At 42.9% G+C, this 24,266-nt stretch carries 21 protein-coding genes; 12 read left to right on the forward strand and 9 right to left on the reverse strand.

The window, feature by feature from the left end:
- Positions 1-225: 225 nt before the first annotated feature.
- Positions 226-840 (forward strand): hypothetical protein, encoded by a 615-nt coding sequence (locus MHN79_RS19400; RefSeq protein ID WP_239174459.1) that lies wholly within the window; start codon positions 226-228, stop codon positions 838-840.
- Positions 841-866: 26 nt separating this feature from the next.
- Here the strand turns inward: MHN79_RS19400 and MHN79_RS19405 are convergent, their stop codons facing one another.
- Positions 867-1,406 (reverse strand): peroxiredoxin-like family protein, encoded by a 540-nt coding sequence (locus MHN79_RS19405; RefSeq protein WP_239174461.1) that lies wholly within the window; start codon positions 1,404-1,406, stop codon positions 867-869.
- A 174-nt stretch (positions 1,407-1,580) separates the two neighbouring features.
- Here MHN79_RS19405 and MHN79_RS19410 point away from each other — a divergent pair, with 174 nt between their 5' ends.
- On the forward strand, positions 1,581-2,369 hold the full coding sequence (locus MHN79_RS19410) for a DUF1835 domain-containing protein (protein ID WP_239174463.1): 789 nt from the start codon (positions 1,581-1,583) through the stop codon (positions 2,367-2,369).
- Positions 2,370-2,443: 74 nt separating this feature from the next.
- Here the strand turns inward: MHN79_RS19410 and MHN79_RS19415 are convergent, their stop codons facing one another.
- A complete protein-coding gene (locus MHN79_RS19415) occupies positions 2,444-2,863 on the reverse strand; it encodes a VOC family protein (protein ID WP_239174465.1) in 420 nt (139 codons plus the stop codon).
- Between the two features lie 246 nt (positions 2,864-3,109).
- Between MHN79_RS19415 and MHN79_RS19420 the strand changes: the two genes are divergently transcribed.
- Together MHN79_RS19420 and MHN79_RS19425 are read left to right on the forward strand one after the other, a co-directional pair.
- Positions 3,110-4,519 (forward strand): flavin monoamine oxidase family protein, encoded by a 1,410-nt coding sequence (locus MHN79_RS19420; RefSeq protein ID WP_239174466.1) that lies wholly within the window; start codon positions 3,110-3,112, stop codon positions 4,517-4,519.
- A gap of 379 nt (positions 4,520-4,898) precedes the next feature.
- Positions 4,899-5,267 carry a NirD/YgiW/YdeI family stress tolerance protein gene (locus tag MHN79_RS19425; protein ID WP_239174467.1) on the forward strand — a complete coding sequence of 123 codons (369 nt, stop codon included), beginning with the start codon at positions 4,899-4,901 and terminating at the stop codon, positions 5,265-5,267.
- Positions 5,268-5,596: 329 nt separating this feature from the next.
- Here MHN79_RS19425 and ispB read toward each other — a convergent pair whose 3' ends face one another.
- On the reverse strand, positions 5,597-6,568 hold the full coding sequence (gene ispB, locus MHN79_RS19430) for an octaprenyl diphosphate synthase (protein ID WP_239174470.1): 972 nt from the start codon (positions 6,566-6,568) through the stop codon (positions 5,597-5,599).
- Between the two features lie 268 nt (positions 6,569-6,836).
- On the opposite strand from ispB, the gene rplU reads away from it, so the two are divergent.
- The 4 genes from rplU to folA all read left to right on the forward strand — a co-directional run bounded on the left by rplU (position 6,837) and on the right by folA (position 9,520).
- On the forward strand, positions 6,837-7,148 hold the full coding sequence (rplU, locus tag MHN79_RS19435; RefSeq protein WP_008072988.1) for a 50S ribosomal protein L21: 312 nt from the start codon (positions 6,837-6,839) through the stop codon (positions 7,146-7,148).
- 20 nt (positions 7,149-7,168) lie between these two features.
- Positions 7,169-7,426, forward strand: a complete 258-nt coding sequence (rpmA, locus tag MHN79_RS19440; protein WP_004409945.1) for a 50S ribosomal protein L27 — start codon at positions 7,169-7,171, stop codon at positions 7,424-7,426.
- 274 nt (positions 7,427-7,700) lie between these two features.
- Entirely contained in the window at positions 7,701-8,873 is a 1,173-nt protein-coding gene (gene cgtA, locus MHN79_RS19445) for an Obg family GTPase CgtA (protein ID WP_239174473.1), read from the forward strand.
- A 167-nt stretch (positions 8,874-9,040) separates the two neighbouring features.
- Entirely contained in the window at positions 9,041-9,520 is a 480-nt protein-coding gene (gene folA / locus MHN79_RS19450) for a type 3 dihydrofolate reductase (protein WP_239174475.1), read from the forward strand.
- A gap of 72 nt (positions 9,521-9,592) precedes the next feature.
- On the opposite strand, the gene MHN79_RS19455 is transcribed toward folA, so the two are convergent.
- From MHN79_RS19455 to leuA, 5 genes are all read right to left on the reverse strand, one after another.
- The gene (locus MHN79_RS19455) at positions 9,593-10,375 is read right to left on the reverse strand and encodes a DUF547 domain-containing protein (RefSeq protein ID WP_239174478.1); all 783 of its coding nucleotides are present in this window, start codon (positions 10,373-10,375) and stop codon (positions 9,593-9,595) included.
- Between the two features lie 104 nt (positions 10,376-10,479).
- Positions 10,480-11,082 (reverse strand): 3-isopropylmalate dehydratase small subunit, encoded by a 603-nt coding sequence (leuD, locus tag MHN79_RS19460; RefSeq protein ID WP_239174481.1) that lies wholly within the window; start codon positions 11,080-11,082, stop codon positions 10,480-10,482.
- Positions 11,083-11,094: 12 nt separating this feature from the next.
- On the reverse strand, positions 11,095-12,495 hold the full coding sequence (gene leuC, locus MHN79_RS19465) for a 3-isopropylmalate dehydratase large subunit (protein ID WP_239174495.1): 1,401 nt from the start codon (positions 12,493-12,495) through the stop codon (positions 11,095-11,097).
- A gap of 55 nt (positions 12,496-12,550) precedes the next feature.
- A complete protein-coding gene (gene leuB / locus MHN79_RS19470) occupies positions 12,551-13,642 on the reverse strand; it encodes a 3-isopropylmalate dehydrogenase (RefSeq protein WP_239174484.1) in 1,092 nt (363 codons plus the stop codon).
- 57 nt (positions 13,643-13,699) lie between these two features.
- Positions 13,700-15,247 carry a 2-isopropylmalate synthase gene (gene leuA / locus MHN79_RS19475; RefSeq protein WP_239174487.1) on the reverse strand — a complete coding sequence of 516 codons (1,548 nt, stop codon included), beginning with the start codon at positions 15,245-15,247 and terminating at the stop codon, positions 13,700-13,702.
- Between the two features lie 900 nt (positions 15,248-16,147).
- Between leuA and leuO the strand changes: the two genes are divergently transcribed.
- Positions 16,148-17,107 (forward strand): transcriptional regulator LeuO, encoded by a 960-nt coding sequence (gene leuO, locus MHN79_RS19480; RefSeq protein ID WP_239174489.1) that lies wholly within the window; start codon positions 16,148-16,150, stop codon positions 17,105-17,107.
- Positions 17,108-17,260: 153 nt separating this feature from the next.
- Positions 17,261-19,069 (forward strand): long-chain fatty acid--CoA ligase, encoded by a 1,809-nt coding sequence (locus tag MHN79_RS19485; protein ID WP_239174491.1) that lies wholly within the window; start codon positions 17,261-17,263, stop codon positions 19,067-19,069.
- Between the two features lie 98 nt (positions 19,070-19,167).
- On the opposite strand, the gene MHN79_RS19490 is transcribed toward MHN79_RS19485, so the two are convergent.
- The gene (locus tag MHN79_RS19490; RefSeq protein ID WP_239174493.1) at positions 19,168-21,159 is read right to left on the reverse strand and encodes a tetratricopeptide repeat protein; all 1,992 of its coding nucleotides are present in this window, start codon (positions 21,157-21,159) and stop codon (positions 19,168-19,170) included.
- A gap of 463 nt (positions 21,160-21,622) precedes the next feature.
- On the opposite strand from MHN79_RS19490, the gene MHN79_RS19495 reads away from it, so the two are divergent.
- Entirely contained in the window at positions 21,623-23,347 is a 1,725-nt protein-coding gene (locus tag MHN79_RS19495) for an acetolactate synthase 3 large subunit (RefSeq protein ID WP_160933097.1), read from the forward strand.
- Between the two features lies 1 nt (position 23,348).
- A complete protein-coding gene (gene ilvN / locus MHN79_RS19500; protein ID WP_152429547.1) occupies positions 23,349-23,843 on the forward strand; it encodes an acetolactate synthase small subunit in 495 nt (164 codons plus the stop codon).
- Positions 23,844-24,266 lie beyond the last annotated feature (423 nt).

Genomic DNA, 24,266 nt, shown 5'->3' on the forward strand with positions numbered 1-24,266 from the left:
AAGGTAAGAGTTAAGGCATTGCTAGCCCATACAAAACTCCGAATGTTGAACAAGCATGAGTCTCTATGTAATTAAATTGTGCGATCGATTTTAGAAGTGTGTTTGAGCGCAGCCTTCTCGCTGTTACCTACTGAGGTATTATCTTATAAAGTTGTATCAAGCTAGGTAAGTGTTTGCTGCCTGAACCTAGACTTTAACTACGCATACTTGCTTTTAGGGATCTCTATGAATTGGGCATTAGTTTTCATCTTTACTTTTGTAAGTTGCTTCGCGGCCGCGCAGCCAGTTGACGACGGCAAAGCCGATGCGTTTATCAATGTCAATATGAGTTTAGAGCTGGATGGGATTGAGAAGGCTTTGGTCAATACCAATCAGTCACTTGAACATATTGGTGATGCACTTGATAAAATTGCCCGCAGCGATAACTTAACGCCTGAGCAAAAAGCAACCCTCACGCAAACCATAACGGGGCTTCATCAGCTTGTTGATGTGTCTAAGCAATCCGTGGAATCGCTTCCCAGCGCGTTTCAAAAGTCACAACAAGCAATTGCAGCGCAAAGTCGTATTTTTTTGGATGATTTGCAGTTTAAAGTGTTACTGACCATCAGCGCTGTAGGTCTAGTCATCATACTGATCATTGCTGCTATTGGCTGGTGTATTTTAAGGCCAATGCAAGCATCATTGGTGCAGGCAACTCAGAATATGTCATCAATGGCTGGGGCGATAAAAACCACCGCCAGTGCGCTCGATTCGATATCTCTACAGCAGCATGATATTGCAGAGCGGCTTGAAAGTTATCAACAGACAAAGAGAGATAACCTAGCTGATGACTCTAGTTAATAGAGCCATCGAGTTTTACCTGCCTTTTAGTAATCTAATGCGCCGCGAATCGGGTAATTATTTTCTGGATCTTTTATCCAAGCGAGTCCGCGCGTAAGTGCACCGAGTTCAGGCCTAACAAAGGGGTTGTTGGAAATATCTACAACATGAAGTTTTCCCTCTTCATTGACAATAAATAAGCCAGGTTCTGCAAAATTATGGTCTGTTTCTTGGTCTGAGCGCGGATGAGAAATGTACAGACCCAGAGTTTTCATTTGCTGCTCACTAAGACCATAAGCAATTGGAAAGCTTATCGTTAGGCTTGATAACTGCTGTTCTAGCTGCTCTTTAGAGTCTGCTGACACCGCAATAATATCGACCCCTGCATCTACAAAGGCTTGTCTGTAGGTTTCGATTTCATTGAGGTATTTGGTACAGAGTGGGCAGTGTTTGCCTCGGTAGACGAACACAGCTTGCCACTTAGCATCACCTGTTGCTTGGCCTAGTGTGACCAACTGACCATCCAATGTCGCTACTTGGATGTTGGGGAAAGTATCGCCTGCTTTGAGTTTTTGTGAATATGCCATCTTGCGTCCTAACCTTGAGTTCACAGTATATGAACCAACAAGATAGAAGATAAAAAATGGCTATTCAACCGTTAAAGAGTAGGGATTAGTTCATATGACTTTTGACATTTACTTAACTTATTATTTGTTGCTCTTGTTATTCTCTATTTGTCTAAATGGTTTGTGAGGTAAACAATGGTATATCGCTACATCTGCTGGGGAGATAGCGCTGCTGGCAATCTTAAACAGCGAAATAAGCTGACTTCGCAGCACCATGAAATTTATCCATTTTTTGATGACTTACGCTTTGGTCCTATGGAAGGAGTTGAAGGTGGTGAACAAAAGCGTCTTAGCTGGTGGAAGACAGTTTGGAAGGCTCAGTGGTGGTATGAACATGGGGATGATGATGCGATTGCAGAGTCAGGTTTAACTTACCAAAGCGCTATCCTTGACATTTTAAAGGAGCAAACACCTATTGTGGTTTGGGTAGGAAATTTCGCTCAAGATAGGCTGATGCTAGCTATGTTGGCCTATAATGCGGCCCCTGAAACCCCAATGTTTGTCTCCGATATTACCCATCAGGTTAAGGGCGAGTATTTAGGCCAGTATGCGGTGGCTATGTGTGAACCCAAGGAACTTGTGCCACTTATGCCAAAAGAGATTAGCCAGAGTGAACGTGCGGAACTTGCTTCTTTATGGTGTGAGTGGCGTTTGCTAGAGAGAGGATACCGAGATCTTGATAGCAATGGAGATCTTGTCCAACATCCTGAAACCTATTGGGATCATCATTTATTAGCTAAAGTTGAGCAACTTGGTAAAGAATCCGTTGCTCAAGTGATTGGTGAAGTGATGGGAGAACACAAGGGACTGATCCCTGATAGTTTCCTATGTTGGCGTTTGGATATGCTGCGTCGTGAGGGTAAGGTGCGCTATTTTGAAGTGGAAGGTCCTGAGCCTCAGCCTCCGCTGGTATCGCTTAGTTAGACTTTTTAAACACAAGTTATCTTGGTTAGAGCGCAGAGAATAGACCTCTGCGCTACTTGTCATCTGGCTATGGCTTAGCTCGATAAATTACGCAGCTTTGGCTCGTCGCTGAGGTATTCAACGAACTCGACTTCAAACCCTGCGGGGTCGAGAAAATAGATATTTTTGCGATAAGGATCATCAGCCCCGTCTTTTGCTATCGGATAGCCAGCTTTGAGCAACCGGCTAATAACCGCATCGATATTATTAGTGACGTAGGCAAAGTGTGCTAACCCTACTTGGTGTCCAGATAAATCCCGGTTTTCCCCCTCACCATGATCACTGAACGCCAAATATTGATAATCATCACCAAAATGCATCCAGTTTCTAGGTTTTCCAGACCAAGTGCCTTGCCCTTGATCTCGGATCTTCCAATGTGGAAATGCGGCTTGATAGAATTTCAGCATTTCTGCAATGTCTTTTACTACTAAATTAACGTGTTCCAACCCAATCATAACGCTCTCCTTGATTTGTTTTTTATCGACAATTCTTTATCTACAAGGAGTAGCATAAAACCTGAAGTTAAGTTGAGGTAAAGCACTAATTAACTTTTTATCGATGCTAGAACCAGTAAGTTGAAAGCTGATCTGGTTTTGGTTCACTGCTGGCCTGCTTGATCACAAAATAAGCCAAATTTGATTAATTAAGAAACTTACTGCCAATATTCTGCTGATGAATTTAATGTGCAATAGGTTGGTTATATGTTTTCTTCCTTATTTAAAAAACTCATTATTATGAGTAGTTGTTATTTTATTTCTTTTCATTCCATGGCTAGTGACGACAAAAAAGCAATAGTGATTGGAGCAGGTTTATCTGGATTAACGACAGCTTACGAACTCGAGAGAAAGGGCTATCAAGTTACTGTCTTGGAAGCTAAAGATCGTGTTGGTGGTCGAACGGCGACCGCTGATATGGGTGATCAGCATGCGGAAACTGGAGGAGAGCTTCTCGATGATAAAAGTGTACACACTGAAGTCTTTCGTTATGCGGAAATGTTTGACGTAGAGATTGTCGATGTTGGCTACAGTGATGAAGTTGAGAAAGGGGCTTACTTTCTAGACAATAAGTTGACTCACTATAGTGACTTTGAAAAAGCTTATCCTCCTGAAGTAAGTAAAGATTTAGAACGCTTTCATATAGCTTTCGATAACTTGGCTGACAACATACCAGACTCGAGCAACCCAGCTTTAGCACCTGATGCTGCTCGTTTGGATAAAATGACAGCACAAGAATGGATAGAGAGTTTGGATCTGTTGCCCTCCGCTCAAGTTTTGGCAGAACATGCTATACGCGGTGAGTATGACGAGCCAAAGAATATCTCCCTACTCTGGCTATCTCATCAAGCGAAAGTCTATGAAAATGTCGATGATGATAAAAAAGAAATTAAGCGCTTTTGGCAAGGTACTCGAGCTTTTGCCAATGCCTTTGTTGATCATATTAAAGGGCCAGTGCTTGTTAATCACCCAGTGACAAAAGTCAGTCAAGGTGACGATGGAGTAATGGTGAGTGTGCAGGATAAAGAGTTTAAGGCCGATGTTGCGGTTGTAACGGTTCCTCTAACAGTATTGAATAAAATTGAATTTCGGCCAGAACTGCCCCAAGAAAAACAGGAGGCGGTGAATGACATCAATTATGGCTCTCATGTAAAAGTATTACTCAAATACAGTAAGAGGTTTTGGTTAGAGAATGGGATGGGAGGCGATGTTATTTCTGAGTTACCTATCGGCTGGGTTTGGGAAGGATCTGAACGTCAAAAAGGTAATGGAGGAGTGCTGATCGCATTCACATCTGGTGACTTTGCCCGCCAGCAAAAAGACTGGACAGATAAGGCTATCATAGATGATCGGCTTGAACAGATGGAAATGATGTTCCCTGAATCTAGTCAGTATTTTGAATATGGTAGTGTTCATGCTTGGCACAATGATCCTTATGTTATGGGAGGCTTTGTTGCTTATGGGCCAAAGCAAATAACTCGCCATTGGAACGCTTTTTTAGAGCCTGCAGGTAAGGTGTATTTTGCTGGCGAACACACCGCCGTTGAGTACGTAGGTTATATTGAAGGCGCGGTAAGAAGTGGTATCCGTGTAGCCAATCAGATTGCTAACCAATAAATAGACAAAACCTTCGCAAGGATAGGTACAAAGAATAGAAAAAGCGCGCTATTTCCAGCGCGCTTTTATACTTAATTTGACGTTTCAGTCGTTCGAGGCCTCTGATGTGCCCGATTCAACGATAAGCCCTGCAAAGGTGAAGCTTTCGTTTGTTTACTAAATCTATTAGCTCTTGATCTTTGAAGATTTTTTATCCTAATACGCTGATGAAGAAAGGTACTAAAAACAAACTTAAGTGGCAAAACCGAACGAGTTATTAGTTCTCAATGTTAATCTTTTAAATAAATGATAAAAAAATCAAATATAACAAACCCATTCATTTTCTATTCAGTCATGACAGGTTAGATTGAACACACTTATGACAAAGTAGGAAGTAAAAATGAAAACGAAATTAATTATCTCTGTTTTGGCACTTTCGGCATCTGCCACTCTTTATGCTCAAGGTTTTGAAGGGCCGCAAAGTAATGGAGGATTTAGTGGTCCTAGCCATGGTATTTCAACTGTTCAACAAGCAATCGATGCCAGTGATGATACTCCAGTAACCTTAAGGGGAAAAATAAAAGCTTCGTTAGGCGGGGAAATGTATACCTTCACTGATGGTACTGCGGAAATTACTATCGAGATTGACCATGACAAATGGTTGGGTCAAAAGGCAACGCCCGAGACTCAGGTGCAGATTTCCGGCGAGGTCGATAAAAAGCTAATAGGCGCCACTAAGATTGACGTTGATGCTGTGAGAGTACTTTGAGTTGGGTAATCACAATCTGACTGTACCCATTTGAACAATAAAATAATAGTTATTATCTGTGGGCAGATTATTTGTGACCAATTAAAGGTTAACAGTGAAACACTTCATTGTTGCTAGACATAACAAATAGTTTGCTCGCAAAATATCCTACCGCATTTTATAGGTAATCAATTTACTGCTAATTTGAAAAAAGCGGGGGAAGATGTATTACTAACCAAAACAAGGCAAAGACTTTGTTCAAGTTAGCATCCTCTAGTCAGTAAACCTTCGCATTGCTGCTTAGTATAGTAGAAAACGGGAACATTATGTTCCCGTTATCTACATTTGTACTATGTTGTGCGATGCACTGACATATGTGCAAGCGTGACTAATGCTTGCTTGTAGGGGGAGTCAGGTAGCACGTTTAGCTCCGCGATGGCTTTGTCTGCTTCTTGATAAGCTTTCTGCCTTGTATAGTCTAAGGCTCCCGTCTCGGTTAGTGCCTCCATGATCGCATCGAGTTTCTCCATACCATTGGCTTTCTCGATGGCTTCTCTGATCATTTCTCTTTGCTCACCATTTCCTTTACTCATTGCATAGATGAGTGGCAGGGTTGGTTTACCTTCAGCGAGATCATCTCCGACATTTTTACCCATCTCTTTTCCATCAGAGGTGTAATCCATCACATCATCGATTAACTGGAATGCCGTACCTAGGTACTTGCCATAATTTTTCAAGGCTGTTTCCACTTCATCTGTCGCGCTATTGAGTATGGCTCCTATTTGGGTAGCCGCTTCAAACAGACGAGCCGTCTTTGAGTAGATAACTTGCATGTAAGAATCTTCGGTTGTGTTTGGATCATTACAGTTCATCAGCTGTAATACTTCACCTTCGGCGATGATATTTACGGCATCACTCATTAACTTGAGGATACGCATGGAACCCAACTCTGTCATCATCTGGAAAGAGCGGGTATAAATAAAATCGCCGACTAGAACACTAGCAGCGTTACCAAAGGCGGCATTTGCAGTGGCTTTACCACGCCTCATGTCTGACTCATCAACCACATCATCATGGAGCAAAGTGGCGGTGTGTATAAATTCAATAAAGGCTGCAGCAGTTGTGTGATCTTGTCCTTGATAGCCTAGAGCACGGGCTGATAACACGGCTAAAAGAGGACGAATGCGCTTGCCACCACCACTTACGATATAGAACCCAAGCTGATTGATTAAGGAAACTTCAGAATTGAGCTGGGCCAGAATTGTTTCATTCACTTTTGCCATATCGCCAGCAGTGAGTGTTTGGATAGTTTTAAAATCCATTGTAAATCCGAGTGAAGTTAGAATCTTTAAGGTCTTTTATTATTTTTATCGGTGGATAATACACTAAAAAACGTTGATAAATACATGGCTAAAAGGCATGATTGCCGCACTTTTATCTGGCGATTAGCTTTTCGCCAACTTTTTAAAAATATGGCTTGTCATAGGTGCATCTCTTCTGTAGAATCTGCGCCCTATTGATGATTAGTTTAGCGCACACCCATAATGCATAAAATACGCATAAGGCTGTGCGGAAAAAGCGGAGTAAGATATGTACGCTGTTTTCCAATCTGGTGGTAAACAACACCGTGTAAGCGAAGGTCAAACCCTTCGTTTAGAGAAATTAGACGTAGAAACGGGTGCAACTGTAGAGTTCGATAAAGTTCTTTTAGTTGCTAACGGTGAAGACGTTAAAGTTGGCGCTCCTCTCGTTGAGGGCGGTAAAGTAGTTGCTGAAGTTGTACAACACGGTCGTGGCGATAAAGTTAAAATCGTTAAGTTCCGTCGTCGTAAGCACTCTCGTAAGCAACAGGGTCATCGTCAGTGGTTCACTGAAGTGAAGATCACTGGTATCAACGCTTAATTGATTAGGAGAGCTTAACAATGGCACACAAAAAAGCTGGTGGTTCTACTCGTAACGGCCGCGATTCAGAAAGCAAACGCCTTGGTGTTAAACGTTTCGGTGGTGAATCTGTTCTTGCAGGTAACATCATTGTTCGTCAACGTGGCACTAAGTTCCACGCTGGTACAAACGTAGGCATTGGTAAAGACCACACTCTATTCGCTCTTACCGAAGGTAAAGTGAAGTTCGAAGTTAAAGGTCCTAAGAACCGTAAATTCGTAAGCATCGAAGCAGAGTAATTCTCGCTCAGAGTAAGAATTAGGTTTCTAGCTGAATTCAAAAGCCCTGCCAGTTTGGCAGGGTTTTTTATTTATGGTGTTAGGGAGTTGATACTAAGGTTTTTTTTCTAAAGTACCTTAGTATATTTCCTGATAAGCAGAAGCAACTTGAGTGAGTACAAGCGCTCAAAGAGCGTCATCTGCTAGAATTTATATCATTCATATTGAGTCAATTTTCTCTATGGATGAGGTTTGCAACACGACTACGAGATGTAGAAAGTGGGCGGAGTAAGAGATGAAATTCGTTGATGAAGCGGTAGTTAAGGTTCAGGCCGGAGACGGTGGTAACGGTGTGGTAAGTTTCTGGCGAGAGAAATTTGTTGCAAAGGGCGGCCCCGATGGTGGTGACGGTGGTGATGGTGGTGATATCTACATCCAAGCCGATGAGAACCTTAACACTTTGATTGATTACCGTTTCCAGCGCTTCTATGAAGCGGAGCGTGGAGAAAATGGTCGCGGTGGCAACTGCACTGGTAAGCGTGGTAAAGACAAGATATTGCGTGTTCCTGTGGGTACGCGCGCTGTTGATATACATACCAATGAAATTGTTGCCGAAGTGGCGGAGCACGGTAAAAAAGTGATGGTGGCTAAAGGTGGCTGGCATGGATTGGGTAACACTCGTTTCAAATCTTCCGTTAATCGCGCCCCTCGCCAGAAAACATTGGGAACCAAAGGTGAAGTCAGAGAGCTTAGGTTAGAGCTACTGCTCTTAGCCGATGTAGGTATGTTAGGTTTGCCTAATGCAGGTAAATCAACCTTTATACGTGCTGTGTCTGCTGCTAAACCTAAGGTGGCAGACTACCCATTTACCACTTTGATTCCAAGTCTTGGTGTGGTGAGTGTTGTCCCAGAGAAAAGTTTTGTTGTTGCTGATATACCAGGTCTTATCGAAGGTGCTGCAGACGGCGCTGGACTTGGGATCCGTTTCTTAAAACACCTTGAGCGTTGCCGTGTTCTTTTGCATATGATCGATATTATGCCCATTGATCAATCTGATCCGGTGCAAAATGCACTGACCATTATCGATGAGCTTGAGCAATACAGTGAGAAATTGGCAGATAAACCACGCTGGCTGATCTTCAATAAAGTTGATCTTATGCCTGCAGAAGAAGCGGATGAAATTATCCAAAACATTCTTGATGCCTTGGGTTGGGAAGAGGATTACTACAAAATTTCAGCAGTGAATAAGCAAGGTACCAAAGAGCTTTGCTACAAGCTGGCTGACTTTATGGAGAAATTACCTCGTGAAGAAGAGCAAGTGAGCGAGGAAGAAAAAGTCGATTTCATGTGGGATGATTACCACAAAGATGCCATGGCCGGTAAAAATGTGATCACCGAAGATGACGACGATTGGGATGATTGGGACGACGAAGATGATGACGGCCATGTCGTCTATGTTCGAGATTAACCTAAGTTTCGTTATCAAGCCGCTATGTCTCTGACATGGCGGCTTTTTTGTGAGAACTTCCTGACCGTATGTGGTTATGATTTAATTGGTTATTGGCTTAGCACGTAAGGGATTGTTATTCTACTATCGCAAACCAATAGGATAAGAGTCAGTAAGAGGTAATAGCAATGATCATCAGTATGATCGCCGCAATGGCAGATAATCGTGTAATCGGTAAAGACAATCAAATGCTATGGCACTTGCCTGCGGATTTCGCATGGTTTAAACGCTGTACCATGGGTAAGCCTGTTATCATGGGTCGTAAAACATACCAATCGATTGGTCGTCCTTTGCCTGGCCGCTTGAATATTGTGATTAGTCGAGATACCAGTCTCAAATTCGATGGCGTCACCATGGCCACCTCTATTGATGATGCATTGAGCCTTGCAGGTGATGTTGAGGAAATTATGATCATTGGCGGAGGGGCGATTTACCAAGCATGCTTGGATATAGCCAGCAAACTCTATATTACTTATATCGATACTCAGGTAGAGGGAGACACTTGTTTTCCTAAGTGGAGCGAGGACTACCAAGAAACCTACTCTGAAACTTACTTAGCAGATGATAAAAACGCTCACAATATGCGCTTTGTGATTTTAGAAAAATAACCCAGTGAGTGACTGAAAGGGCGTTTGTATCGATCTTAGGATTGGTAGAGGCACTACCAATCCGTTTCAGTCCTATTTGGCTTCATTGAGTGTCCAATCATAGTCGTAACTTATCTTGCCACTTATGGTGCCTAAATCTGACCTGTATTGACTTAAATGTTTGATAAGCTGATCCTTATCGCCAAAGTCTTCGCTAAACCAATCGTAGATGGAAGAGAGTTGAGCACCATTGTCATTGAGCAGCACTCCTTTATCGCTATTGATAAAGCTTTTCGCTGCTTGTTCTAACAGTGTTTCCGTGTTGTCTGCTGTGAACGCTTTATGCTGCAGGTTAGGGCAGCCTAAACTTGCACAGTTCACCGCATAGTGAGTCCTAGGATCTTGCCAAATAGGGCGCAAAATTCGGTGCTCGATATCGTTTAGTGTCAGTGTTTTCTCATTGATGGTGATCACATCATCGCCCCATGGCCCAAAACTAAACAAGCCGCCAAGTTTGGTAATCGATTTGACCGGATAGTCGTCCAATATCAGCTTAACAGTAATCGCATTATACAGGTTGACCCAATAAGCATATTGCTGCGCTTTATTGAAAGAAAGAGGATCTGTTTTGGCCAATTTCTCAAGGTACTTGGCAAGCACTTGCTTATCTTTGGTACTGACAGATGAGTATTTAAATAGGGTATAGTCACCTTTGCTGATTAAATACTGATCGAGAAGTTGTTGCCAAGCTTGGTGATCAATAACCGCAGTATTGGACTCATTACTTTTGTTCCAATAAGGCCAAAGTTCTGATTTAGGCGCGCTAAAGGTGCTAAAAGATACGATAGCGAGCAGTAAGGGAAGAAAGAATTTCATGTTCAGTCCTATTAATCACAGCGATATGAGTTAAGACCGACTATCTGATTAAGAACTTTCAAAAAGAAAAAAGCTGGCGTTAACCAGCTTTTATAGACAGACGCTTACTTTAGATACGAGGGTATCTTAGTCTCATAATCAGCAATCTTGTCTTCATGTTGCAGGGTCAAGCCGATATTATCGAGTCCATTGAGCAGGCAATGTCTGCGAAATTCATCAATTTCAAATGAATACTCTTTACCATTAGCTCGAACTAAATTGGCTTCTAAGTCGACCTCAACTTGCGCCCCTTCGTTTTCCTCTACGAATTGGAAAATCTCGTCGACTTGCTGCTCAGTAAGTCTCACAGGAACCATTTGGTTATTGATTGAGTTACCATAGAATATGTCAGCAAAGCTTGGAGCTATCATAGCTTTGATGCCGTAATCCGCAAGAGCCCAAGGGGCATGCTCTCTTGATGAACCACAGCCAAAGTTCTCACGCGCTAGCAAAATTGAAGCGCCTTGATAGCGTGTTTCATTCATGACAAATTCAGGATTTGGCTGCTCCCCTGCATCATCCAAAAATCGCCAATCATGGAAAAGGTGTTTACCAAAACCAAGGCGAGATACCTTTTGCAGAAATTGCTTGGGGATGATCGCATCTGTGTCGACATTTGCCGCATCAAGAGGAACCACTAAGCCTGTATGCTGTTTAAAACCTGACATTTAAGATTCTCCTCAATCTAAATCACGAATATCGACAAAGTGGCCTGCGATGGCCGCTGCTGCTGCCATTGCTGGGCTAACCAAATGGGTGCGGCCATCACGGCCCTGACGACCCTCAAAGTTTCGGTTTGATGTAGACGCGCAGCGCTCCCCAGGCCCTAGACGATCGTTATTCATTGCCAGACACATAGAACATCCTGGAAGACGCCATTCAAAACCTGCATCTTTAAAAATAACATCCAAACCTTCTGCTTCGGCCTGTGCCTTTACTTGCTCAGAACCCGGAACAATCAATGCTTGAACGTGAGAGGCAACTTTGCGACCTTTAGCGACCGCTGCTGCAGCGCGCATGTCTTCAATGCGTGAATTAGTACAAGAGCCAACGAAGACTTTGTCAACCGGGTAGTCAGACAAAGCCTTACCTGCTGTTAGTCCCATGTAGGCGAGGGCCTTTTCGGCAGAGGCTTTTTCAACAGGATCTGCGAAGCTGTCCGGTGTCGGAATGGGTTGGTCGACAGCAATTACTTGTCCAGGGTTTGTCCCCCAGGTAACTTGAGGCTTGATGTCGGCCGCGTTAAGCGTAACTACGGCATCAAACTTGGCATCATCATCGGTTTTAAGAGTCTTCCAATACTCTACTGCAGCGTTAAAGTCGTCACCTTGCGGAGAGAACTTACGATCTTTGATGTATTCAAATGTTGTTTCATCGGGTGCAATTAAGCCAGCTTTAGCGCCTAGTTCGATGGCCATGTTACAAACTGTCATTCGACCTTCCATGGAAAGGTCAGTAATCGCTTCTCCGCAGAACTCAACCACATAACCTGTGCCGCCAGCTGCCGTGGTTTCCCCTATGATGGCCAATACTATGTCTTTTGCAGTAATGCCAGGAGAAACTTTACCTTTGACCTCAATTTTCATGGTTTTGGCACGAGCTTGCTTTAGTGTTTGAGTCGCAAGTACATGCTCGACTTCAGACGTGCCTATACCAAAAGCTAGAGAGCCAAATGCGCCATGCGTTGCGGTATGGGAGTCGCCGCATACAATGGTCATTCCAGGGAGAGTAATGCCTAGCTCTGGCCCCATGACATGAACAATACCTTGATATTTGTGGTTAATATCATAAAGGGTTACGCCAAACTCTTTGCAGTTTTTAGAAAGCGTTTCCATCTGGATACGTGCCATTTCACCAGAGGCATTAATGTCCTTGGTTGTAGTCGAAACGTTGTGATCCATGGTGGCGAATGTTTTATTCACTTGGCGTACTTGACGCCCTTTTTCACGTAAGCCATCGAAAGCTTGAGGTGAGGTCACTTCGTGAACTAAATGTCGGTCAATATACAAAATTGGGTTTTCACCCTCTGCTGCTACGACCACGTGTGCGTCGTAGACTTTCTCGTACAGTGTTTTACCCATCATTGCTTTCCTGTTTTTGCTCCTGACAACGGCTTATCAGGAGCGAATAATTATTTTATGAATTTAAAATGTACTTAGCGATTTTGTCGCCCATCTTCGCAGTCGAGAGGGCGGGTTTGTCACCGGCTAAGTCAGCAGTTAGCTCGCCAGCAGAGAGTGCTTTTGATACCGCTGACTCTATATCTTGGGCTGCGGCTTCTTCACCTAAGCTGTATCTGAGCATAAGAGCGGCAGATAGGATTTGCGCTACGGGATTAGCAATGTTTTTACCCGCAATGTCAGGGGCGCTGCCGCCAGCTGGTTCGTACAAACCAAACTTACTTTCATTTAAGCTTGCTGAAGGTAGCATTCCCATCGAGCCTGTGATCATTGCGCATTCATCAGAGATAATATCGCCAAAGATGTTAGAGCAAAGCATCACATCAAATTGCGATGGATCTTTGATTAGCTGCATAGTCGCGTTGTCGATGTACATATGAGATAGACTGACATCGGGGTAATCTTTAGCAACTTCTTCAACCACTTCGCGCCACAAGATAGAACTTTGTAGAACGTTGGCTTTATCAATGGAGCAGACTTTTTTATCGCGCAGGCGAGCTGACTCAAAAGCAATTTTAGCGATACGTTCAATCTCGAATCTATGATAAACCTCGGTATCGAAAGCTTTCTCATTGGCTCCTTCGCCTTCTCGGCCTTTAGGTTGGCCAAAGTAGATACCTCCAGTTAGCTCGCGTACCACCACGATATCAAAACCACGCTGTGAAATATCAGCGCGTAATGGAGAAAAGTTCTCTAGACCTTGATGTATTTGAGCGGGGCGCAGGTTACAAAATAGCTGAAAGTGCTTACGCAAGGGAAGAAGGGCGCCGCGTTCAGGTTGATCGTTGGGTGGCAAATGTTCCCATTTAGGGCCACCTACTGAACCAAACAATATTGCGTCTGAATCTTCGCAGGCCTTGATTGTACTTGCCGGAAGTGGGCATCCATGATTATCGATAGCAATGCCACCGACGTCATGTTCGGAACGATGAAAAGTAATCGAGTGTTTCTTCTCGATAGCATCTAGCACCTTGTTGGCCTGTGCCATTACTTCTGGTCCAATCCCGTCCCCCGATAAAACGGCGACCTTGTATGATTTGTCTGTCATGAGCTTCCTTAAATTTAATACTTATAGCTAGGAGTGACTTAGACCCCTAGATTTTATTTATACAGTTGCGATCTTTTTCTGTTTGATTTGTTCGATTTGATCCGCACGGTGGATACTGTTGATCACATGAAGTAAAGCTTGTCCTGATGCTTCTACTATATCTGTTGACATGCCAGTGCCGTGATACTTACGACCTTTATAGTTGGCAATGATATCCGCTTGACCTAGACCGTCTTCACCTTCGCCTTTAGCGGTAAGGTCGAACTTGTCTAGCACGATATCATACCCAGTCACTCGGTAGATACACTGATAAAGCGCATCTACAGGGCCGTTACCGACAGCGGCTTCTGATTTTTCTTCATCGCCACATTGCAATTTTATGCTAGTCGTTGCCATTACGCTGCCAGATTGAACGCTTAGATAGTTAAGTTTGAAGAAGTCATCTTCTTCGCGAAGATTAGAGAAATGCATTAAAGCTTCTAGATCATAATCAAACACTTGTCCTTTGCGGTCAGCCAATTTCAAGAAGTCCTCATACAAAGCATCTAAATTGTATTCGTCTTCTTTGTAGCCCATGCTGTCCATATGACTTTTCACTGCAGCTCGGCCGCTTCGACTGGTTAAGTTTAGCGCTTGATTTTTTAGTCCAATAGACGCGGGCGTCATAATCTCATAGGTGTTTTTATTTTTAAGCATTCCATCTTGGTGAATGCCTGAAGAGTGGCTAAATGCATTGGCGCCAACAATGGCTTTGTTGCTTTGAATTGGCATATTACAAAGCTGACTGACTAGCTTACTGGTACGATGAATCTCGTCATGTTTAAGACCAGTGTGAAGGCCAAGCAATTCTTGACGTGTTTTGATGATCATGGCAATTTCTTCTAGAGAGCAGTTACCCGCCCGCTCTCCAATACCATTGATGGTCCCTTCTATCTGGCGCGCACCTGCTTGAACGGCGGCAATTGAGTTTGCCACTGACATGCCCAAGTCATCATGGCAATGTACTGAAATAATGGCTTTATCAATGTTGGGAACACGGTTGAACAAGGTTTGTATAATGCCGCCGAATTCATTTGGAACAGTGTAGCCAACAGTGTCTGGTATATTGATTGTGCTTGCGCCTGCATTGATTGCTGCTTCAACCATGCGGCATAAATTATCAATCGGTGTTCTGCCTGCATCTTCACAAGAAAACTCGACATCATCAGTGTATTGGCGAGCGTGTTTGACGGCTTTTACCGCCATGTCTACGACGTCATCATAGCTGCGACGTAATTTGTCCTCGACATGGATTGTTGAAGTTGAAATAAAGGTGTGAATTCTAAACTGTTCCGCGATTTTTAACGCTTCCGCTGCTGCATCAATATCTTTTGCGACTGCACGGGAAAGTGCACAAACTCGGCTATTTTTTATGTGTTTTGCAATTGTTTGTACGGATTCAAAGTCGCCGGGAGAGGAGACTGGAAAGCCAGCTTCAATAACATCGACACCTAGCCTTTCAAGCGCATAAGCAATCTGCAGTTTTTCTTTAACTGTCAAGCTTGCTGACAACGCTTGCTCGCCATCACGTAACGTGGTGTCGAAAATAATGACCTGATCATTCATGTTTGCTTCCTTCCTGATATTTTTATGCTCACACAGTGAATCGTTTTCTTCCGGTATCGACCTACAAAAAAGCCCGCATTTCGATGCGGGCTTTTAAATCTTGTTGTGGTTATTTTTCTTCCACAGCCTACCCGCGCGATTTGGTCACGATAAGGAGGAGGCTCAGCAGAATTGAAAAATGCTTAGACATTGTTAACGGATCCTTTAGGGCGTTAAATTAACCACAAAATTTAATTAACAAATTAGTACCGCACTCTGATGTACACGTCAACCCCCAAAAGAGCATTTATTAACTAACCCTAGAATAAATACCTTTGATTCGCCGAATACAAAAACTCAGCAATTAGATTTCAGTTAAGAGATTCCCCTTATGAATGAGTTGAAAGTTATGGCTATTAGGAAGGTAGGGTGACCGAAATATGCCAATTTGAGCGACATTCAACGGATGTGATTAAAATGTGTCTATCACTTGAGTAAAAGTTAATTTGTAGAACCAAACAAGGTTACCTATTTTGTCAAAGCGTCGCGCGTTATCACATCAAATATTAATCTTGGTTTTGTAGTTTTAACTTTAGTTATTTTTCTTGTAAATGATTCTTTTTGTCACTTAGCACCTATTAGTCCACTTAATTAATTACTCAAAATTTCATACTTATACTAATTTATGTTTTTTTATATTTTGTTTAAATTATTGATTTTAATGTTTTTAATTATCATTCAGGTGAAAAATACTGATTAATTATCAATCTGGTTGCCAATACATGAATGATTCGTTGATAGTAAGGTTCCGCCGCGAAGTATCGGACGGACAAATATAATGAAAAACTGGTTATCTATTCCCAACCAACATTGATTTAAAAAACATTTACATTGACGAATACAAGACAAGAGGCTTGCGTGATGATTGAGAAAAAAGAATCTATGAGTGCTATTGCCAGCTACAGAATGGAAAGTACTCTCCGTGGAGTAGATTTAAACCTTTTAACTGTATTTGATGCGGTTATGCAGGAACAAAATATTACCCGTGCCGCACACAATTTAGGTATGTCACAACCTGCAGTAAGTAACGCAGTTGCCAGACTAAAAGTGATGTTTAACGATGAACTATTTATGCGTCAGGGACGAGGTATTCAACCAACCCAGCGTGCGCGCTTGCTGTTTGGTCCCGTTCGTCAGGCACTTCAATTAATCCGTAACGAACTGCCAAGCTCTATTTTTTCTCCTGAAACTTCTACTCGTTTGTTCAAACTGGCGATTTGTAGCCCTTGTGATATGCGCTTCGCTCCAAAAATTATGTCTACGATTCATGAACAGGCTCCTAATGTACAACTTCACTTAGACGCAGAGTTTGATCGTCAGTTGGCTGAAAGAATGCGTTACCAAGAGATTGACTTTGTCGTTGATTATGCTCGCTTCGATGAGCAAGGCTTTTCTAGCACTGAAATCTTCCAAGATGAGTTGGTTGTTGTTGTGTCTAAGTCGCACCCTCGTATTCAACAAGGTGTCACGGCAGAGCAGCTTAAAGACGAACGTCATGCTAAGTTGTCTCGTGTACATGGGCAACGCAGTTTTTCAGAGCAAGCATACCGCGACCTCGACGTACAGGCATATTACGAAGGAACTAGCTTAAGCAATGTTTTATATGTAGTGGGTCAGTCTGAGCTGGTTACCATCGCTCCTCGCTGGATGGTGGAAAATGCGGCTAATAAAGAGCAGCTGCAAATTCTCGACTTCCCGTTTGAAAATGCCAAAATCAGCGGTTTCCTGAGCTGGCACGAGTCAAGTGAGAAGGACAAAGGCCATATCTGGCTTCGTGACCAATTAATGATGATTTGTGGCGAAGTAGTTGCAAAGGCCTAATTAACTATCATTAAAAACCTTGAATGGTTTGGCGCCATTCAAGGTTCTTTACATTTCAAATATCAACTTTCATTCCCCCTAGTTGCCTTTTCTTTACCTAAATGTACACTTGTGCGCTCTGAAAGCTTACATACGTAAGCGAAAGGTAGGAATATGGCTTATATAGATTTTCATATCGTTAAAAGAATTCGTCAGCAGTTAGGTCAAAATGGTGATCGAGTCGCTCTTAAATACAAATCGGGTGATGCTTGGCAAGGCATTAGCTGGACTGAGTTTGGTGTTCAATTAGACTGCTTATCTTTAGCTTTACTGGATCATGGTATTGAGGTCCAGGATAAGATTGGTATTTTTGCTAACAATATGCCTAATTGGACCGTTGCCGATCTCGCCTCTCTTCAAATTCGAGCGGTTACCGTTCCTATTTATCCAACTAACACTGCCAATCAAGCAGGCTATATTCTCGATAATGCTGATGTGCGCATCCTATTTGTTGGAGAGCAATCTCAGTTTGATGCAGCCGTTAGCGTTTTTGACCAGTGCCCTAAATTAGAATTGATCGTGACAATGTCAGAAGGCATTGAGCTTGGCCAATTTGGCTTTGTTTGCACTTGGCAGGAGTTTGTTGACCGTCCTCAAAATCCACCCGAGGCACAACTTCAACAGCGTTTGGCCGAAGCCAATTTGGATGATTTACTTACCCTTATATATACCTCAGGTACGACAGGGCAACCTAAGGGTGTGATGCTAGATTATCGTAATGTCGCATCGCAACTCGAAGGTCACGATAAAAGGCTTACACTCAGCCATAATGATGTTTCACTGTGCTTTCTTCCTTTATCTCACGTTTTTGAACGCGCTTGGACTTTTTATACTCTGTACCGTGGAGCGACCAATTGCTACTTGCAAGATACAATGCAGGTTCGTGAAGCTTTGAGTGACATCAAACCGACGGTCATGTGCGCTGTTCCTCGTTTCTATGAGAAAATATTTTCTGCCATTCATGACAAGGTATCAAAAGCGCCAATGACTAAAAAACTGCTCTTTACTTGGGCTGTGAATATGGGCGCTAAGATGTCCTTGTGTCATCAAGAGGGCAGAACACCTTCCTTTATTCTGCGAAAGTTTCATCAGCTTGCAGATAGTATGGTGTTGTCTAAATTGCGTGCTTTGCTGGGTGGCCAGATTAATTTTATGCCATGCGGCGGGGCCAAATTAGATGAAGCGATTGGTCGTTTTTTCCATGCAATCGGCATAAATATAAAGCTTGGCTATGGAATGACAGAAACCACCGCCACTGTCTCTTGTTGGGCGGATGGCTGTTTCCAGCCACATTCCATAGGCACATCCATGCCAGGCGCCGAAGTGAAAATAGGAACCAATAATGAAATATTAGTTCGCGGGCCAATGGTGATGCGCGGCTACTACAAAATGCCCAAAGAAACGGCAGAGTCATTTGATGAGCAAGGTTTTTTAAAAACCGGAGACGCGGGGCACATAGATGAAAAAGGTAATGTGTTTATTACCGACCGTATCAAAGAGCTAATGAAAACATCAGGTGGTAAATATATTGCGCCTCAGCTTGTCGAAGGGACGATCGGCAAGGATCACTTTTTTGAACAAGTGGCAATTATTGCTGATACTCGTAAGTTCGTTTCTGCGCTCATTGTGCCTTGTTTTGATAGCCTTGAAGCATATGCGAAAGAGCTGAACATTAAGTATCAAGATCGTATCGAATTGATCAAGCATCACCAAGTCATTGAAATGCTTGAACGTAGGGTAAATGATTTGCAAAAGGAATTAGCAAAATTTGAGCAAGTGAAGAAATTTAAGTTGCTACCTAAAGCGTTTTCAATGGATGCCGGTGAGCTGACTCCGACTCAGAAGCTTCGCCGCAAAGTCATCAACGAGAAATACCAAGATGAGATTGAAGAGATGTACAGTGATGATGTGGTGAAAAAGTAAATCTCCCAATAACGAGCGCTTTCTAATCTTAAAATCCCTCAAACTTTGTATTTGAGGGATTTTTAGTTTTGTCTTAACGCTTTTTTCTGGCTTATAAACTATTGCTCCTTCACCCAAATATCTGTGTAAGATTTTTGGGTAAAATAATTTTGGTAAGCCATGATATAAGCTTTTTCTAAATTTTGAGTGTATCGCTCAGTATCAAATAACGGCATAGACATTCGTTGACTAGTAAGAGTTTTCTTGATTTCTGCAAGCTTTTCAGGGCTGTTAGCGAGTTGCAAAATCACCTGCTGATATTCTTCGTTTGTATGAGTAACAAGCTCGGCTAACCCAGCGGCATGCAGCAAGCTTGTCGAGACTCTGGCAGCAAGGCCTTGTCCTGATTTGGTGACGACAGGGACACCAGCCCAAAGCGCATCGCTTGCCGTTGTATGAGCATTGACATTAAAGGTATCTAAGAAAATGTCAGCATGTTGATATCTGGCTAAATGTTCCTCTTGTTGTAAAGGTTTAGCGAAGACCAAGCGTTCACTACTTACACCTCTTTGATCGGCATACTGCTTTAGATTTCTTTGCACATGGGGATTGTCGCTAAACAGCCAAAGAACACTTCCTTTTACGTTTTTTAATACACTCATCCAGATATCAAATTCTGTGGGGGATAGTTTATATGGGCTGTTGAAGCAGCAAAAGACGAGTCCTTTATCTGGTAACCCTAATTCTTGTTTAGTCGATGAACACTGGGGGATTAGGCGAGTGTTATCATTGGGTTGGTAGCTGTTGGGTAGATAAATAATATTCTCGATATAATGAGGCCTTTGCTCTTGCGGGATAAGGTATGAATCAGCAACGAGATAATCGATAAAATCAGCACCTGTTGTGCCAGGGTAGCCAACATGGCTGATTTGCAACGGTGCTGGCCGCTTGGCAAAAATACCTAAACGCCCATCTCGGGTATGGCCTTTTAGATCAACCGCAATATCAATCCTATCTTTTCTTGCAAGTTTTGCTATCTCTAGGTCGTTTAACTCAGCTACATCATGAAAAACATCAAATAAGTCAGGAGCTTTTTTCCTCGTGCTATCACCCGTATTAGGGCCAAAAGAATAGGCGTAGACGTCGAACTTTTCTCTGTCGTGCAGTGCAAAGACTTTAGACATGAGATGCATGGTGGCGTGATCATGAAAATCAGCGCTGAAATAGCCAATACGAAGCCGACTTGACTTTTGCTTTGGCTTGGCTGTCTGTGGTAAATCGCACACTAGGTGTTTGGATTTAACGAATTGTTCAGAGCGAAGTCGATGTCTTAGTGGTGAGTCTTCAAAGGTTAGTGCTGCGAAAGGAGAGACGGCTTTACCTTGAGTGCCGAGAGTTTTAACCATGGATATGTCTTCCTCCATGGCGGACCAGTCGCAAAGCCTTGCTTGTTGATATAGCTTTTTGAGCCTTACGGATTCCATGTGTGGGTCTAAGGTTAGAGCTTTTTGATATGCTGTTACCGCCAGCTCTGGTTTATCTTGCTTTTCAAGCACTGCTCCTAAGTTATCATAGGCTTCAACGTGGTTTGGTTTGAGTGATAAAGCCCTCATATAACATTCAGACGCTTGCTTTAGCTTGCCTTGTTCTTGAAAGATAATGCCCAAGTTATTATGTGCTTCTGCATAATCTGGATTTATTGCAAGTGCTTGCTGATAAGCTTTTACAGCGTCTTTTAGATTGCCAAGATCTCTAAGTACCACGCCCTTGTTGTTATGTGCCTCAGCATAATCAGGCTTAAGTGATAACGCCTTTTGATAATACCCAAGTGCTTCTTGAAGTTTGCCTTTGTCTCTCAGTACGACAGCTAAATTATTATAGCCGCCAACATTTTCAGGGCATAAGTCGATAACCTGCTCAAACGCCTCAAGAGCCTGATCCATGTTTCCCACACTTTTACTCGCTACACCTAGAATATTCCAAACCATGCTGTTATTGGGATGCTGTATAGACAGTGCTTGGGCTTGTTTTAACACCAGGTTTACTTGACCTTGACTATATTGCTCGATAAGTCTCTCGATGGTTTCATTGAGTGCTGTTTCTGAGGCCATGCTTGATTCTTAGTGGTGAGTTATCGCTTGAACACACTCTAACATGAGACGTGGTTGGATAAAGTGAACGCTTTGCCAGTGGAGTGAATAATCCATTTATTTCACAAAAATCTGCTTACCCAAGACTAAAGGACTCGCTTCACTCAAACGTAAAATATAAAACTTTTGTCTAAATATACTTAAAGTCTGACATGACCATCTGCATACTGATAAGTGATTAGCTTGATTCACTGCCCATACCTCAATCTGTAGCATCTTGTTTAAAGTGAGATCTAAATTTGATTAGATCATTGTTTAAGAAAACGTTACATTTGTTGCTCGAACTTGTTTTGTGTTACATCACAGCAAGGCATAGCCGAAAAAGTGGAAGCATTTCGATTAGGCTACGAATAAGCCCTAGACTATGTAAACCCAGCACCTATTGATTGACCTTATCAATAGGAGAGTTGGCGAGGAGAAAAATATGGCAGTAATGTTGTCCGGTGCAGAGATGGTTGTTCAATCTCTGATCGAGGAAGGTGTGGAACAAATCTTTGGTTATCCTGGTGGTTCCGTTCTAGATATTTATGATGCTCTGCACGCTAAGACAGATCAAATCAAACACGTGCTTGTTCGCCATGAACAAGCTGCGACCCATATGGCTGATGGTTATACACGCGCAACAGGCAAACCAGGCGTGGTGCTTGTATGTTCAGGGCCAGGTGCTACCAATACGGTAACAGGTATCGCTACCGCCTATATGGACTCAATACCCATGATTGTCATTTCTGGTAATGTGCCTAATAACCTAATTGGTAATGATGCGTTCCAAGAGTGCGATATTGTCGGTGTGTCTCGACCTATTGTGAAGCATAGTTTCTTGGTTAAAGAGGCGAAGGACATCCCTGAGACCATGAAAAAAGCGTTTTATATCGCTACAACAGGTCGCCCAGGTCCCGTGGTCATTGATCTGCCCAAAGACGTTATGAATCCCCTTAATAAGCTGCCTTATGAGTATCCTGCTAACTTGTCGATGCGCTCGTATAAACCGACCACGACTGGGCACAAAGGCCAGATTAAAAAAGGTCTTAAAGCGCTGCTCGCCGCTAAAAAACCCGTTTTATACGTGGGCGGAGGAGCTGTCATATCCCAAGCTGATGAATACCTTTTACAACTATCAGAGAAGCTAAACTTACCTGTCGTTAGCACACTTATGGGGCTTGGCGCTTTTCCTGGCACGCATAAAAACTCTCTTGGTATGTTGGGCATGCATGGGCTTTATGAAGCCAATATGGCGATGCACAACGCCGATCTTATTTTTGGTGTGGGAGTACGATTTGACGACAGAACCACCAATAACCTAGAAAAGTACTGCCCCAATGCTAAAGTGATGCACATAGATATCGATCCTTCTTCGATTTCTAAGAATGTGCAGGCTGATTTACCTATTGTTGGCTCAGCAGAAAAAGTCTTAGCAAGTATGCTGTCTTTGCTCGAAGAACAAGGCGCAGTCAATGATCATCAAGCCATGCAAAGCTGGTGGGATGATATTCAAACCTGGCGCGATCGTAATTGTTTGTCTTATGACACCTCTTCTGAGCGTATCAAACCTCAGCAAGTCATTGAAACTCTGTATAAGTTGACTAATGGTGATGCATACGTCGCTTCTGATGTCGGTCAACACCAAATGTTTGCGGCGCTTTACTATCCGTTCAATAAATCACGTCGCTGGATAAACTCAGGGGGCCTTGGCACCATGGGTTTTGGCTTTCCAGCAGGTCTTGGGGTGAAATTTGCCAAACCGGAAGAAGAAGTAGTGGTGGTAACGGGAGATGGCAGTATCCAGATGAACATTCAGGAGCTGTCGACAGCAATGCAATATGACATTCCCGTCAAGATCATTAATCTTAACAACCGCTTCCTAGGTATGGTTAAGCAGTGGCAAGATATTGTTTACCAGGGTAGACACTCGAATTCTTATATGAGCTCTGTGCCTGATTTTGTCGCCATTGCTAAAGCCTATGGACATGAGGGGATCCGGATCGAGACGCCAGATCAACTCGAATCAGGACTCAAACAAGCGTTAGAGATGAAAGACAAACTGGTATTTGTTGATATCAATGTTGATGAGACTGAGCATGTATATCCAATGCAGATCAAAGGCGAGGGTATGGACAAGATGTGGTTAAGCAAGACGGAGAGAACGTAAGATGAGACACATTATTTCATTGCTAATGGAAAACCAACCTGGCGCATTATCTCGGGTAGTGGGTCTGTTCTCACAGCGTGGCTACAACATTGAGTCTTTAACCGTATCGCCGACCGATGATGAAACCCTTTCTCGCTTGAACATCACCACGATTTCAGATGACATGCAGTTAGAGCAGATTCAAAAGCAGCTCAATAAACTCATTGATGTGTTAAAAGTTCAGGAAGTGACGGAATTTGATCATGTTGAACGCGAACTCATGATGGTTAAAGTGAGAGCTAGCGGTATGGCTCGTGAAGAAGTCAAACGTACCGCCGATATTTTTCGCGGCCAGATTGTCGATGTCACCGCTTCACAATACACAGTTCAGCTAGCGGGCACCAGTGAAAAGCTTGATGCTTTTATCCAAGCTATCTCTGAAGCAACCGAAGTAATTGAAGTCGCAAGAAGTGGTGTCGTGGGTATTGCACGCGGTGAAAGAGCGCTTAAAGCGTAACTCGATTTAAAATTCATACAAAAAAGCCCAACGTCGTTTGAGTCTGTTGGGCTTTTTATTTTTGTATTATCTGAACTATGTATTTTAAGGCTTTATCAATCAATCTCAGCGCTAATATGACGATCTGACACCCAAGTTAATGGCATTGGTTTTCTCAAGGTGAGGGTGTACTGCCTGTATCCGCGACAGGCCTTATTTTACCGCTTATTATTCACAATAATTATGATTTTGTGATCTAGTTATTATTTTTTTGCCTATATTCAACTTTTTTCTCATCTTTTTCTGATTTTCCTCCATTTATAACCATCAGCTTTATTCATCAATAAAAAAGAGGTCCTATGGCGATGGTCATTGGTGGAACGGGTTTAGGCCAGTTCGACATATTGGGGCAGTCTGGTATCAAGCTAGGCGGCAGTCATAATG

This window comes from Vibrio sp. Of14-4 (assembly GCF_022347625.1).
GTDB classification, from domain to species: Bacteria; Pseudomonadota; Gammaproteobacteria; order Enterobacterales; family Vibrionaceae; genus Vibrio; species Vibrio pristinus.

What these genes read in the sequence shown, in the direction of transcription:
- rpmA (WP_004409945.1), top strand. Translation starts at nt 7,169, where the DNA reads ATGGCACACAAAAAAGCTGGTGGTTCTACTCGTAACGGCCGCGATTCA.
- MHN79_RS19425 (WP_239174467.1), top strand. Translation starts at nt 4,899, where the DNA reads ATGAAAACGAAATTAATTATCTCTGTTTTGGCACTTTCGGCATCTGCC.
- ispB (WP_239174470.1), bottom strand. Translation starts at nt 6,568, where the DNA reads ATGGATTTTAAAACTATCCAAACACTCACTGCTGGCGATATGGCAAAA.
- folA (WP_239174475.1), top strand. Translation starts at nt 9,041, where the DNA reads ATGATCATCAGTATGATCGCCGCAATGGCAGATAATCGTGTAATCGGT.
- MHN79_RS19490 (WP_239174493.1), bottom strand. Translation starts at nt 21,159, where the DNA reads ATGGCCTCAGAAACAGCACTCAATGAAACCATCGAGAGACTTATCGAG.
- leuO (WP_239174489.1), top strand. Translation starts at nt 16,148, where the DNA reads ATGATTGAGAAAAAAGAATCTATGAGTGCTATTGCCAGCTACAGAATG.
- MHN79_RS19455 (WP_239174478.1), bottom strand. Translation starts at nt 10,375, where the DNA reads ATGAAATTCTTTCTTCCCTTACTGCTCGCTATCGTATCTTTTAGCACC.
- leuB (WP_239174484.1), bottom strand. Translation starts at nt 13,642, where the DNA reads ATGACAGACAAATCATACAAGGTCGCCGTTTTATCGGGGGACGGGATT.
- ilvN (WP_152429547.1), top strand. Translation starts at nt 23,349, where the DNA reads ATGAGACACATTATTTCATTGCTAATGGAAAACCAACCTGGCGCATTA.
- MHN79_RS19400 (WP_239174459.1), top strand. Translation starts at nt 226, where the DNA reads ATGAATTGGGCATTAGTTTTCATCTTTACTTTTGTAAGTTGCTTCGCG.
- MHN79_RS19410 (WP_239174463.1), top strand. Translation starts at nt 1,581, where the DNA reads ATGGTATATCGCTACATCTGCTGGGGAGATAGCGCTGCTGGCAATCTT.
- MHN79_RS19485 (WP_239174491.1), top strand. Translation starts at nt 17,261, where the DNA reads ATGGCTTATATAGATTTTCATATCGTTAAAAGAATTCGTCAGCAGTTA.
- MHN79_RS19415 (WP_239174465.1), bottom strand. Translation starts at nt 2,863, where the DNA reads ATGATTGGGTTGGAACACGTTAATTTAGTAGTAAAAGACATTGCAGAA.
- cgtA (WP_239174473.1), top strand. Translation starts at nt 7,701, where the DNA reads ATGAAATTCGTTGATGAAGCGGTAGTTAAGGTTCAGGCCGGAGACGGT.
- MHN79_RS19495 (WP_160933097.1), top strand. Translation starts at nt 21,623, where the DNA reads ATGGCAGTAATGTTGTCCGGTGCAGAGATGGTTGTTCAATCTCTGATC.
- MHN79_RS19405 (WP_239174461.1), bottom strand. Translation starts at nt 1,406, where the DNA reads ATGGCATATTCACAAAAACTCAAAGCAGGCGATACTTTCCCCAACATC.
- leuA (WP_239174487.1), bottom strand. Translation starts at nt 15,247, where the DNA reads ATGAATGATCAGGTCATTATTTTCGACACCACGTTACGTGATGGCGAG.
- leuD (WP_239174481.1), bottom strand. Translation starts at nt 11,082, where the DNA reads ATGTCAGGTTTTAAACAGCATACAGGCTTAGTGGTTCCTCTTGATGCG.
- MHN79_RS19420 (WP_239174466.1), top strand. Translation starts at nt 3,110, where the DNA reads ATGTTTTCTTCCTTATTTAAAAAACTCATTATTATGAGTAGTTGTTAT.
- rplU (WP_008072988.1), top strand. Translation starts at nt 6,837, where the DNA reads ATGTACGCTGTTTTCCAATCTGGTGGTAAACAACACCGTGTAAGCGAA.
- leuC (WP_239174495.1), bottom strand. Translation starts at nt 12,495, where the DNA reads ATGGGTAAAACACTGTACGAGAAAGTCTACGACGCACACGTGGTCGTA.